Consider the following 13,091-nt stretch of genomic DNA (forward strand, 5'->3'; position numbering starts at 1 on the left):
GGGCTGTGGATCGTCCACACCGCCGACAAGATCCAGCAGATGTGGGTCACCATCCAAGCCATCGCCGCCCTCGCCAAACGCGGCACCAACCCCAACCCCACCACCAACCCCACCACCAACCCCACCACCAACCCCACCGCCGCAGGTCCCGGCGCGCACCACACCGACCCGCCCAGCCAAGACAACTCCGAGCACCACACACCCCCGGGACGGCAAGGCAGCTCCGCACCCCACGATGCTGCTGCCTCGCACGACCAGCCAACGTCCCACGACCAGGCTGTGCCCAACGACCAGCCAACGTCCCACGACCAGGCTGCGGCCAACGATCAGGCTGCGGCCCGCGACGAGTCTGCGGCCAACGATCAGGCTGCGGCCCGCGGCCAGGCTGCGGTCCGCGATGAGGCTGTGCCTCGCAATGATGGTGCGTCGCGCGGGACGGCCCAGCAAGACGGTGGTACCGGGCGCGGTGCAGCAGATGGTGTTGTGGTGACGGACTCCCTCACCACACAAGAGCCGAAGGACAATCGCACCGCCGAGCAGCGGCGCGCGGATGTGGCCGCGGACCTGTTCGAGCACATCCTGCGCAACGGGCTGGACTGGCTCGACCGCCGGCTACCCGACCAGCACCGCCGCCGCCCCCACATCGAGGTCCTCGTCCCCGCCTCGACCCTGCTCGGCCTCGACAACGACCCCGCCGAACTCACCGGCTACGGACCCATCCCCGCCGAGATGGCCCGCCGCATCGCCACCGACGGCACCTGGCGACGCCTCCTCACCGACCCCACCAACGGCACCGTCCTCGAAGCCTCCACCACCCGCCACGACCCAGGGATGCTGGTCACCGAGACCCTGCTCGCCCGCCACCCCGTCTGCGCCTGGCCCGGCTGCAATCGCACCTCCCGCGAATGCGACCGCGACCACCTCACCCCGTTCGCACATTCCGGGCGCACGAGTCTGTCCGGACTCGCGCCGTACTGCGAATACCACCACGTCATCAAAGACACCAAAACCTGGGGCTGGAAAACCACCGCTCACCCCAACGGCTCCATCACCCTCACCACCCCCACCGGCCACCGCTACACCACCGTCCCACCCGCCCGCGGACCGATCGCGCCATCAGCAACCCCACCGACGGACGACCAACCGCCTTTCTGAGCGGTCTCACGCTCCCTCGTCGACCGGCACAGCCCACGCCGAGTGCTGCGGTGAGCTCCGACACCGCAGACGGCGACGGTCCGGTCACCTGGGATCGTCACATCGAGCCGATGCGCGGACCAATGCGCGGACCAATGCGCGGACCAGTGCGCGGACCAGTGCGCGGAGGTGCAGATCACCGGCGATGCCGGCGTGCCGTCCACCCGCGGCGTGGCACGTTCACGCCGCGGGTGGCACCCGTACTAGTGCTTCACCTTGTAGATGGTGCCTGGGCCGAACAGCGGTGACGACACGTAGACGTCACCGGCCCGGCTCACCGCCGTACCACCGGGCAGGATCAGCTTGCCCGCCGCGAGCTCGCGCTTGACGCCCGCCTTGTGGTACTTGCCCGGGTACTGCAGGAACAGTGACCCGACGGTCGAACCGCCGGTCTCGGCCGCAAGCCAGCTGGCCTTGGACAGCTCCACCACGGCCAGCGTGCCCTTCGGTCCGCCTGCCAGATCCATGATCGACGTGTAGCCGTCGGCGTACCGCGTGCAGTTGCCCTTCCACGGCTTGACCGGGTCGCATACCGCGCCGACCGAGCCGGGCTTGATCCGCCAGATCTGCGACGTTCCGGGCGTGGCCGGGAAGCCACGGAGCTCACCGACGTACCAGTAGCCGTCGGAGCCGACCGTGACGGACGTCGTGACCGCCTCCGCCGGAATCCTGGAACCGGCCGGCGGTGACGGTGGCGCCTCCGGACCGGTCGGAAGGCCCGGCGGCACGGTCACCACGCGCGGCTTGAGCCGGGCAACCGTCTTGATCGTGCCGTTCGGCCAGACCCTGAGCAGGTCGTTGCCGCCGGCATCGGCGACCAGCACCGTGCCGTCCTTGAGTGCGGCCACCCCGAACGGGTTGGAGTCCGTCGGGACGTTCTCCAGGTCGTACGGATCCGGGTCCTTGACCTGGTACTTGCCGATCTCGGCGACCTTGACCGGCGACTTGCCCGGCCGCAGCCGGTAGAGCGTCGCGGCGCCCGGTGGCAGCGACTCGCCCGGACCGCCACCGCCGGTCAGCGCGTACGTCGTACCCCAGATGTTGGTATCGATCGCCGGAGCGAAGCCTTCGCCGACCTTGCCGAGAAGCCGGGTCCTGCTGCCGTACTTCGCGTACACCGAGCCGTCACCGACGCTGTAGATGATCGTCCCGCCGTGCAACGCGACGCCACGCGGCGAGTCCAGACCGGTGATCACCGGCGTCAGCGTGCCATGACTCCCACCGGCCTGTGCCTGCCCGGCGACCAGTGCCGAACCGGTCAGTGCGAGTGCCGCGATCGCGGCGATGCGTGTTCGTACGCCCATGAATCCCCCTGCTGCTACGCCTCCCCAGGCGTGGATCCCCCTCCACAGGCAGGAACCCATGGCAACATCAGATGACGATCAGGTCAACCGGGAAACTGCCGGCACGCGACCCGCGACGCTCAGTGCAGGAGCGGAGTCTCAGCGCAGGAGCGGAGTCTCAGCGCAGGAGCGGATCGATGGCCGCCGCGATGAACAGCAGCGCCAGGTAGATGTTCGAGAAGTGGAAGAGCCGCATCGGCCGCAGCGCCGCGCCGTCCGCACCGGTGTGGGCCCGGAGCAACAACCGGCGGGCCTCGCGGAGGAACACGAAACCGAGCACGACCGCGGCCAGCGGATATACGAAGCCGGTGTCGCCGATCGGCCAGAGCGCGAGCGACGTGATCACCATGACCACGGAGTACGCCATGATCTGCCGCGCGGTGGCGACGGGGGTGGCGACTACGGGGAGCATCGGCACGTCCACCGACGCGTAGTCCTCGCGGTACCGCATCGCGAGCGACCAGGTGTGCGGCGGCGTCCAGAAGAAGACCACCAGGAACAGCACGACCGGCGTCCAGGCCAGCTCGCCGGTGACCGCGGTCCAGCCGATCAGGGTCGGGAAGCAGCCCGCGATCCCGCCCCAGACGATGTTCTGCACGGTCCGGCGCTTGAGCACCATCGTGTAGCCGAAGACGTAGAACAGGTTCGCGGCCAGCGCGAGGCCGGACGACAGCCAGTTGACGTAGAAGCCGAGCTCGAGGGTGGCCAGCACGCCGAGGACGACACCGAAGATCGTCGCAGAGCGCGGGCTGACCGCGTGCCGCGGCAGCGGGCGGCGCCGGGTCCGGCGCATCTGCTCGTCGATGTCGCGGTCGAGGACGCAGTTGATCGTGTTGGCGCTGCCGGAGGCGAGGATGCCGCCGATCAGCGTGGCCACCACGACTTCCAGACCGGGCACGCCGCCGGCCGCCAGGAACATCACCGGGACGGTGGTGATCAGGAGCAGCTCGATGATGCGCGGCTTGGTCAGCCCGACGTACGCCTTCACCACGTCGCGCACCGACGGACTCACGGTTGCAGCTGATACAGCGGCAGCGTCCGGCAGCGGCGTCGGGTACGACGTCGTCGCGGCAGAACGCGGGTCGACGGCGGTCACGAACACCTCGAACAGAGTGGGTTGACGCCGGATGAGCGGCGCTGACGATTCAGCAGTCTACGACGCCCCGTAGGAGAGTTCTCGCACCCCCCTCCGATCCTTCGGGAACAGCCGGATCGGCTGAACGGTTGACAAACAGTCGAAGGGTGCACAAAGAGATGAGCGGGCCACAGTAGGCTCATCCTGAGCCAAGAGATCACCATCGAGAGGAGCGCCGCCGGCGTGACGGAGAAGACCAGCCCAAAGCTTGAATGGACCGAACTGGACCAGCGCGCGGTCGACACCGTCCGGGTGCTCGCGATGGACGCGGTCGAGAAGGTCGGCAACGGACATCCCGGGACGGCGATGAGCCTCGCACCGGCGGCGTACCTGCTGTTCCAGAAGGTGATGCGGCACAACCCGGCGGACCCGCACTGGGCCGGCCGCGACCGGTTCGTGCTGTCCGCGGGACACTCCAGCCTCACCCTCTACATCCAGCTCTACCTGGCCGGCTTCGGCCTCGAGCTGGACGACCTGAAGGCGCTGCGGACCTGGGGCAGCAAGACCCCGGGCCACCCCGAGTACCGGCACACCCCCGGCGTCGAGACCACCACCGGCCCGCTCGGCCAGGGTGTCGGCAACGCGGTCGGTATGGCGATGGCAGCCCGTCGTGAGCGCGGCCTGCTCGAGCCGGACGCGCCGAAGGGCGAGGGCCTGTTCGACCACCAGGTGTACGTGATCGCGTCCGACGGTGACATCGAGGAAGGCGTCGCGTCCGAGGCCTCGTCGCTGGCCGGCACGCAGAAGCTCGGGAACCTGACCGTCATCTACGACGCGAACAAGATCTCGATCGAGGACAACACCGACATCGCGCTGTCCGAGGACGTGGCGGCGCGCTACGCGGCGTACGGCTGGCACGTGCAGGACGTCGACTGGACCCAGGGCGGCACCGGTTACGAGGAGGACGTCCAGGCGCTGTACGACGCGCTGGAGGCGGCCCGCGCCGTAACGGACAAGCCGAGCTTCATCCGGCTGCACACGATCATCGGCTGGCCGGCCCCGAACAAGCAGAACACCGGCAAGATCCACGGTTCGGCGCTCGGCGCGGACGAGGTCGCCGCGACCAAGAAGGTCCTCGGCTGGGACCCGGAGCAGACGTTCCAGGTGGCCGACGACGTGATCGCGCACACCCGCGCGGCCCTCGACCGCGGCAAGGCGCTCGAGACCGAGTGGACCGCGAAGTTCGACGCGTGGAAGGCCGCGAACCCGGAGCGGGCCGCGCTGCTGGACCGGCTCTCGAAGCGTGAGCTTCCGGACGGCTGGAAGGACAAGCTGCCGAGCTGGGAGGCCGACGCCAAGGGTGTCGCGACCCGCGCGGCGTCCGGCGACGTGCTGACCAACCTCGCGCCGGAGCTGCCCGAGCTCTGGGGCGGTTCGGCCGACCTGGCCGGCTCCAACAACACCACTCCGAAGGGGCAGCCGTCGTTCATCCCGGCGGAGTACTCGACCAAGGAGTTCTCCGGCGACGAGTACGGCCGGGTCCTGCACTTCGGGATCCGCGAGCACGCCATGGGCTCGGTGCTGAACGGCATCGCGCTGCACGGCCTGACCCGCCCGTACGGCGGTACCTTCCTGGTCTTCTCCGACTACATGCGCCCGTCCGTGCGGCTGGCCGCACTGATGCAGCTGCCGGTGACGTACGTATGGACGCACGACTCGATCGGCCTCGGCGAGGACGGCCCGACGCACCAGCCGATCGAGCACCTCTCGGCGCTGCGGGCGATCCCGGGCCTGGACGTCGTACGGCCCGGTGACGCGAACGAGACGGCGGCCGCGTGGGCCGCCATTCTCGAGCACACCGACCGCCCGGCGGGCCTGGTGCTGACCCGGCAGAACGTGCCGACCTTCCCGCGCGGCACCGACGGGTACGCGACCACGGAGAACGTCTCGAAGGGCGCCTACGTGCTCCTCGACGCTGACGGCACGCCGGACGTGGTGCTGATCGGCACCGGCTCGGAGGTGCAGTTGGCCGTCGAGGCACGCGCCAAGCTGGCCGAGGAGGGCGTCAACGCCCGCGTCGTGTCGATGCCGTCGCGCGAGTGGTTCGACGAGCAGGACGACGCGTACCGCGAGTCGGTCATCCCGGCCGATGTCCGGGCCCGGGTCTCGGTCGAGGCCGGGATCGCCCAGAGCTGGCACGACATCGTCGGTGACTCCGGCCGCTCGGTGAGCCTGGAGCACTACGGGGCGTCCGCGGCGTACCAGACGCTGTACGACGAGTTCGGCATCACGACCGACGCGGTCGTGCAGGCCGCGAAGGACAGCATCGCCGCCGCCGCGCAGATCAGCGGTCCGGGTGTCCCGCCCGGTCGCGCCGCCGCCGGGCCGGTCGGACCGGCCGACGCCAACTGAATCAAACAACAGAAGATTCTTGGAAGAAGGCATCGGAGATATGAACGATCGCTTGAAAGCACTCGCCGACGCGGGTGTCTCCATCTGGCTGGACGACCTGTCCCGTGAGCGGCTGACCAGCGGCAGCCTGCAGGCGCTGATCGAGGACAAGCACGTCACCGGCGTGACCACCAACCCGACCATCTTCGCCAAGGCCATCTCGGACGCCGACGCGTACGCCGAGGTGATCGGCAAGCTGGCCGCGCAGGGCGTCTCCACCGACGAGGCGATCCGGGTGATCACCACCAGCGACGTCCGCGACGGCGCCGACGTGCTCAAGCCGGCGTACGACGACTCCGCGGGCCAGGACGGCCGGGTGTCGATCGAGGTCGAGCCGACGCTCGCGCACGACACCGCGAAGACGGTCGAGCAGGCCAAGCTGCTGTGGGACATCGTCGGCCGGGAGAACGTCTTCATCAAGATCCCGGCCACCAAGGCGGGGCTGCCGGCAATCACCAAAACGCTGGCCGCCGGGATCAGCGTGAACGTGACGCTGATCTTCTCGCTGGAGCGCTACAAGGCGGTCGCGGTCGCCTTCCTGGAGGGCCTCGAGCAGGCCGTCGAGAACGGCCACGACGTGACCAAGATGGCCAGCGTCGCGTCGTTCTTCGTCAGCCGCGTGGACAGCGAGATCGACAAGCGCCTCGAGGCGATCGGCACCGACGAGGCCAAGGCACTGAAGGGCAAAGCGGCGATCGCGAACGCGCGGCTCGCGTTCGAGGCGTACGAGGAGATCTTCGCCACCGACCGCTGGCGGGAGCTGGAGACCGCCGGGGCCAAGCCGCAGCGTCCGTTGTGGGCGTCCACCGGCACGAAGGACCCGTCGTACTCCCCCACGCTGTACGTCGACAACCTGGTCACCCGCGGTGTCGTCAACACGATGCCGGAGGCAACCATCAAGGCGGTCGAGGAGCACAGCGAGATCACCGGTGACACGGTCCGCGGCGACTACGCCGGCGACCGCAAGGTGATCGACGACCTGGAGCGGCTGGGCATCTCGTACGACGAGGTCGTGCAACTGCTCGAGGACGAGGGCGTCGCGAAATTCGAGGCATCCTGGTCGGAGCTGCAGGACACCGTCGCCGCGGCCCTGAAGGCGGCTGCCAAGTGACCAACGTAACCACGCAGAACGGCGACTGGACCGAGGTCGTCGAGAAGCTCGTCGCCGAGAAGATCGCCTCCCGGATCGCCGCGAAGGACGCGACGATCTGGGGCCCGGACGCCGAGGCCGAGGCCTCGATCCGGCTGGGCTGGGTCGACCTGCACGACACCTCGCGGCCGCTGCTGGCCGAGATCGAGGCACTGCAGGCCGACCTGCGGTCCGAGGGCCTGGACCGGATCGTGCTGTCCGGTATGGGCGGCTCGTCACTGGCGCCGGAGGTCATCACCCGGACGGCGGGCGTGGAGCTCGTCGTCCTCGACTCGACCGACCCGAGCGTCGTGAAGCGCGCGCTCGACGGTGACCTGTCGAAGACCGTCATCGTGGTGTCCAGCAAGTCGGGCGGCACGGTCGAGACCGACAGCCACCGCCGTACTTTCGCCAAGGCGTTCACCGACGCCGGGATCGACGCCGCCTCGCGGATCGTCGTCGTGACGGACCCGGGTTCGCCGTTCGAGAAGCTGTCGGCGGACGAGGGCTACCGCAAGACGTTCCTCGCGGACCCGAACGTCGGCGGGCGGTACAGCGCGCTGACGGCGTTCGGCCTGGTGCCGTCCGGTCTGGCCGGCGCCGACATCGCCGAGCTGCTCGACCAGGCGGCCGAGGCAGCGCCGGCACTGCAGGCCGACTCGACCGACAACCCGGCGCTCTGGCTGGGCGCGGTGCTCGCGGCGAGCGCGGGCCGGGACAAGGCGATCATCACCGCGGACGGTTCTGACATCGTCGGGTTCCCGGACTGGGCCGAGCAGCTGATCGCGGAGAGCACCGGCAAGAACGGCACCGGCGTACTGCCGGTCGCGGTCGAGGTCGGCGCACCGGAGCTGCGCAGCGAGGCCGCTGACCTCACCAACGCCCTGCTGGCGGAGAAGGCGACGAGCGGTGTGCCGACGGCGCTGACGTCCGGTTCGCTCGGCGGCCAGTTCCTCCTCTGGGAGGTTGCGACGGCGGTGGCGGGCTACCTGCTCGGCATCGACCCGTTCGACCAGCCGGACGTGGAGAGCGCGAAGAAGGCCGCGCGCGGTCTGCTCGACGCGCAGCCGGAGCCGGAGGCGGCCGCCTTCACCGACGGCGCCGTCGAGGTTCGCGGTTCCGAGGGCCTGCTCGACGGTGTGGACTCGCTGCAGGGCGCGGTCGACGCGCTGCTGGGCAAGCTCGAGCCGAAGGGGTACGTCGCGGTGATGGCGTATCTCGACTCGGAGCGCGATGCCGACCTGATCGCGATCCGCCCGGCGATCACGACCAGGACCGGCCGTCCGACGACGTTCGGGTGGGGGCCGCGCTTCCTGCACTCGACCGGTCAGTACCACAAGGGCGGCCACCCCGAGGGCGTGTACCTGCAGATCACCGGGGCGCACGCCACCGACGTGGAGATCCCCGACCGTCCGTTCACGTTCGGCACGCTGATCTCGGCGCAGGCCGCCGGTGACGCGAACGTGCTGGCGGAGCGCGGCCGTCCGGTGCTGCGGTTGCACCTCACGGACGTCGCGAACGGCGTACAGCAGCTCCTGTCCCTGTTGAAATAGGCCCTGTCCAAGTAGAGACGACACTCGGAGGGAAGCGGCTGATGACCGCTGAGCTCGGCGAAGAGCCGACAGGTCCGGTGAACCCGCTGCGCGATCCGCAGGATCGGCGGCTGCCGAGGATCGCTGGGCCGTGCGGCCTGGTGATCTTCGGGGTCACCGGCGACCTGGCCCGCAAGAAGCTGATGCCGGCGGTCTACGACCTGGCGAACCGGGGGCTGCTGCCCCCGGGTTTCGCCCTGGTCGGGTTCGCCCGCCGGGACTACACCAACCAGGACTTCGCCCAGATCGTGCACGACTCGGTGAAGGAGCACGCGCGGACGCCGTTCCGCGAGGAGGTCTGGCAGCAGCTCGCCGAGGGCTTCCGGTTCGTGCCGGGCGACCTGACCGACGACGAGGCGTTCAAACGGCTCCGGGAGACCGTCGACGAGCTCGACATCACCCGTGGTACCGGCGGCAACCACGCGTTCTACCTGTCGATCCCGCCGGGGCTGTTCCCGGAGGTCGTGCGGCAACTGTCGGAGCACGGGCTGACCGACGAGATCCCGGGCTCGTGGCGGCGGGTGGTGATCGAGAAGCCGTTCGGTCACGACCTCAAGAGCGCCCGTGAGCTGAACCAGGTGGTCGAGTCGGTGTTCCCGCCCGAGGCGGTCTTCCGGATCGACCACTACCTGGGCAAGGAGACGGTCCAGAACATCCTCGCGCTGCGGTTCGCGAACGCGATGTTCGAGCCGATCTGGAACAGCAACTACGTCGACCACGTACAGATCACGATGGCCGAGGACATCGGCATCGGCGGCCGCGCCGGGTACTACGACGGTATCGGCGCCGCCCGCGACGTGATCCAGAACCACCTGCTCCAGCTGCTCGCGCTGATCGCGATGGAGGAGCCGGTCAGCTTCGACGCCTGGTCACTGCGCCAGGAGAAGAAGAAGGTGCTGAACGCCGTCCAGCTGCCGGAGCGGCTCGACCTGCACAGCGCCCGCGGGCAGTACGCGGCGGGCTGGGCCGGCGGCACGAAGGTGAAGGGGTACCTGCAGGAGGACGGCATCCCGGCGTCGTCGGCGACGGAGACGTTCGCGGCGCTGCGGGTCGACGTCGACACCCGGCGCTGGGCGGGTGTCCCGTTCTACCTGCGCACCGGCAAGCGGCTCGGGCGGCGCGTCACCGAGGTCGCGGTGATGTTCAAGCGCGCGCCGCACCTGCCGTTCAACAAGACCGAGACCGAAGAGCTCGGCCAGAACGCCCTGGTGCTGCGGATCCAGCCGGACGAGGGCATCACGCTGCGCTTCGGCGCCAAGGTGCCCGGTACGTCGATGGAGATCCGCGACGTGAACATGGACTTCGCGTACGGCGGCTCGTTCACGGAGTCCTCCCCCGAGGCCTACGAGCGGCTGATCCTCGACGTACTGCTCGGTGATCCGCCGCTGTTCCCGCAGCACACCGAGGTCGAGCTGGGCTGGAAGATCCTCGACCCGGTGCTCGACTACTGGGCGCGGCACGGGAAGCCGGAGCAGTACGCGTCCGGCGACTGGGGCCCGGAGTCGGCGCACGAGATGCTCGCCCGCGACGGACGTGCCTGGAGGCGGCCATGATCATCGACCTGACCGACACCACGTCGAGCGAGATCGCGTCGGCGCTGCTGAAGGCCCGGCGGAACGCGGGCTCGCCGGCCATGGGCATGGTCGGCACGATCGTGGTGGTCGTCGACGAGGCGTCCCACCACGACGCGATGAAGGCCGCGAACGAGGCCGGCCGCGAACACCCGTCCCGGGTCCTGGTCGCGATCCTGCGGCCGGGGCGCGGCGCGTCCGGCCTGGACGCCGAAGTACGGGTCGGCGAGGGCATTCCCGGCGAAGCGGTGCTGCTGCGACTGCACGGTGAGCTGGCGAAGGTGCCGGAGTCCGTCGTCACGCCGCTGTTGCTGCCCGACTCCCCCGTCATCGTCTGGTGGCCGGGAGGCGGCCCGCGCGTTCCCGCCGAGGATCCGTTGGGCCGGCTGGGACGGCGCCGGGTGACCGACGCGGCTGCCACGCGGCGTGCTTCGGTGGACTACACGGCGCGGGCCGAGGGGTACGCGCCTGGTGACACCGACTTCGCGTGGACGCGGTTGACGCCGTGGCGTGCGCTGATGGCGGCCGCTCTGGATCAGTACCCGACGAAGGTGACCGGCGCCGAGGTCACGGCCGCTCGGGGCAACCCGAGTGCGGATCTGATGTCGGCGTGGTTGCAGTCGCGGCTCAAGGTGCCGGTGGAGCAGCGGAACTCTCGGGGTCCGGGCGTGACCGCCGTACGGTTGTTCACGCCGTCCGGTCCGATCGCGTTGACGCGGCCGGACGGTGCGGTGGCGACGTTCAGCGTGCCGGGGCAGCCGGATCGGCCAGTGGCGTTGAAGCGGCGTACGACGTCCGAGCTGTTGAGTGAGGAGCTGCGGCGGCTCGACCCGGACGACGTGTACGCGAAGACGCTCGCCTGCATGGTCGAGCGGGACGCGATGCCGGCGGACGCCAAGAAGGTCGCGGAAACGGCGCGGAAGTCCACCGCGGCCAAGGTGACCGCGGCCGGGAAGAAGGTCGTGGCCAAGAAGCCCGCGGCTGCCAAGAAGGCTGCTGCGAAGAAGGTTGCTGGGGGCAAGAAGGCGGCGAAGCGATGAACCAGGCCGAGCTGCTGATCCACGCCGATGCCGACGATCTGGCGTACGCCGTCGCGTCCCGGTTCATCACCCGGGTCGTCGATGCGCAGAGCACCGGTAGTGTCGCCCACGTGGTGCTGACCGGCGGCCGGGTCGCTGCCGTCGTCTACCGGGCTGTCGCGGAGTCGCCGGCCCGGAACCAGATCGATTGGCAGCGGGTCGAGTTCTGGTGGGGTGACGAGCGTTTCCTGCCCGACGGCGACCCGGACCGGAACGAGACGCAGGCCCGGGACGCCCTGCTGTCCCACCTGGACGTGGACCCGGCGCGGGTGCACCCGATGCCGGCCGACACCGGCCAGGGCGCCGAGGCCGCCGCTGCGGCGTACGCGGAGGAGCTGGCCGCCGCGGGCTCGCCGAAGTTCGACGTACTGATGCTCGGCGTCGGCCCTGACGGGCATGTGGCCTCGCTGTTCCCCGGTTATCCGCAGCTCGCGGTGACAGATGCCGCGGCGGTCGCCGTCCACGACTCCCCGAAGCCGCCCCCGATCCGGGTCTCCTTGACGTTCCCGCGGCTGGACCGGGCGCGGGAGGTCTGGTTCGTGGTGTCGGGCGAGGACAAGGCCGACGCGGTCTCCCAGGCCCTGACCGGTGGCGATGTCCCGGCGGCCCGCCCGCACGGACAGGACCGCACCCTCTGGCTGCTCGACCAGGCTGCCGCCTCGAAGCTGACCTGAGGTGGCCTGAACGCACCCTATGGTGGTCGCCGAGGGGGGCCTGCACGGCGACTGACCGGGAGCTAGGCATGCTGAAGAAGACCGTCGCGGTGGCGGCGAGCATCACGCTCGCCGCCACCGTTTTCGTTGCCACCTCAGACAATCCCGTCGAGGCGGCCGCGCCGGTGCTGATGGGCGTCCACGACGACGTCGCGCCGAAGGACCTGGGCAAGCGGTATCCCGGGGTGCGGGCGACCCGCGAGTTCGTCAACGGGGTCCAGCCGGTGAAGACCGACCTGCGGAAGAAGTACGCCGGGGTCGCGCAGGCGTCCTGGGACGCGGGGCTGATCCCGTTCGTCAGCATCAAGACCGCACCGGCGGCGACCGGCGCCGGGAAGTACGACGTACGGTTCCGGGAGCTCGCGGTGTGGTTGAAGGAGCGGCCGGACACGTACTTCATCTGGTATCACGAGCCCGAGAACGACATGGACGGGCCGGCGTTCGCGAAGGCGTTCAAGCGGGTCCGGGACGTGATGAAGGCGGCGAACCCGCAGGTGAAGGTCGGGTACTCGGCGATGGCGTTCCAGTGGGACGGCGAGCCGCGGACGAAGGACCCGAAGCCGTGGCGGGTCGAGGCGGACTTCTACGGCGCCGACACGTACAGCGGCGGCACGCAGCCCGCGACCGCGATCGTCAGCGAGCACGCGGGACACATGCGCTGGTACCGCGAGCTGGTGCAGAAGACACCTGGTGCGGCGGCGAAATGGGGACTGACCGAGCGCGGGTTCAAGCGGACGAAGAGCGATCAGGCGCGCGCGGACGAGATCGACCGCGAGACGGCGTACCTCGACCAACTGCCGGCGGGCGCGCGGCCGGCGTTCTACCTGTACTGGAACACGAAGGGCACCGAGGGTGATCCCGATCTGGTGAACGGCCCGAAGGCGCGGGCCGCGGTGGCCCGGATGGTCGGGAAGCTCGGCTGAGTTCGGTCAAGGCCGAAGCGT

The 13,091-nt window shown here is 69.8% G+C and carries 10 protein-coding genes; 8 read left to right on the plus strand and 2 right to left on the minus strand.

Annotated elements, in window-relative coordinates; all coding sequences use genetic code 11:
* The coding region (locus tag E0H50_RS35945; RefSeq protein WP_131295484.1) for an HNH endonuclease signature motif containing protein at nt 1-1,155 on the plus strand (1,155 nt) is incomplete at its 5' end.
* A gap of 242 nt (nt 1,156-1,397) precedes the next feature.
* Here the strand turns inward: E0H50_RS35945 and E0H50_RS35950 are convergent.
* Both E0H50_RS35950 and E0H50_RS35955 read right to left on the minus strand, forming a co-directional pair.
* Nucleotides 1,398-2,498 (minus strand): ScyD/ScyE family protein, encoded by a 1,101-nt coding sequence (locus E0H50_RS35950; RefSeq protein WP_165547422.1) that lies wholly within the window; start codon nt 2,496-2,498, stop codon nt 1,398-1,400.
* 157 nt (nt 2,499-2,655) lie between these two features.
* On the minus strand, nt 2,656-3,633 hold the full coding sequence (locus E0H50_RS35955; RefSeq protein WP_131295593.1) for a heme o synthase: 978 nt from the start codon (nt 3,631-3,633) through the stop codon (nt 2,656-2,658).
* A gap of 222 nt (nt 3,634-3,855) precedes the next feature.
* On the opposite strand from E0H50_RS35955, the gene tkt reads away from it, so the two are divergent.
* The 7 genes from tkt to E0H50_RS35990 all read left to right on the plus strand — a co-directional run bounded on the left by tkt (nt 3,856) and on the right by E0H50_RS35990 (nt 13,070).
* The gene (gene tkt / locus E0H50_RS35960) at nt 3,856-6,024 is read left to right on the plus strand and encodes a transketolase (protein WP_131295486.1); all 2,169 of its coding nucleotides are present in this window, start codon (nt 3,856-3,858) and stop codon (nt 6,022-6,024) included.
* A 40-nt stretch (nt 6,025-6,064) separates the two neighbouring features.
* A complete protein-coding gene (gene tal, locus E0H50_RS35965) occupies nt 6,065-7,174 on the plus strand; it encodes a transaldolase (RefSeq protein ID WP_131295487.1) in 1,110 nt (369 codons plus the stop codon).
* Complete coding sequence (locus E0H50_RS35970; RefSeq protein WP_131295488.1) at nt 7,171-8,745, plus strand: glucose-6-phosphate isomerase; 1,575 nt, start codon at nt 7,171-7,173, stop codon at nt 8,743-8,745. The genes tal and E0H50_RS35970 overlap by 4 nt, the downstream gene beginning before the upstream one ends.
* Before the next feature lie 41 nt (nt 8,746-8,786).
* Nucleotides 8,787-10,337, plus strand: coding sequence for a glucose-6-phosphate dehydrogenase (gene zwf, locus E0H50_RS35975; protein ID WP_131295489.1), 1,551 nt, complete (start codon nt 8,787-8,789; stop codon nt 10,335-10,337).
* Nucleotides 10,334-11,395: a glucose-6-phosphate dehydrogenase assembly protein OpcA gene (locus E0H50_RS35980; RefSeq protein ID WP_131295490.1), complete on the plus strand. Its 1,062-nt coding sequence runs from the start codon at nt 10,334-10,336 to the stop codon at nt 11,393-11,395. Before zwf ends, E0H50_RS35980 begins: the two co-directional genes overlap by 4 nt.
* Nucleotides 11,392-12,108, plus strand: coding sequence for a 6-phosphogluconolactonase (gene pgl, locus E0H50_RS35985; protein WP_131295491.1), 717 nt, complete (start codon nt 11,392-11,394; stop codon nt 12,106-12,108). The genes E0H50_RS35980 and pgl overlap by 4 nt, the downstream gene beginning before the upstream one ends.
* 68 nt (nt 12,109-12,176) lie before the next feature.
* Nucleotides 12,177-13,070, plus strand: coding sequence for a hypothetical protein (locus tag E0H50_RS35990; protein ID WP_131295492.1), 894 nt, complete (start codon nt 12,177-12,179; stop codon nt 13,068-13,070).
* Nucleotides 13,071-13,091 lie beyond the last annotated feature (21 nt).

Origin of the sequence: Kribbella sindirgiensis (genome assembly GCF_004331435.1) — a bacterium.
Taxonomy (GTDB): domain Bacteria; phylum Actinomycetota; class Actinomycetes; order Propionibacteriales; family Kribbellaceae; genus Kribbella; species Kribbella sindirgiensis.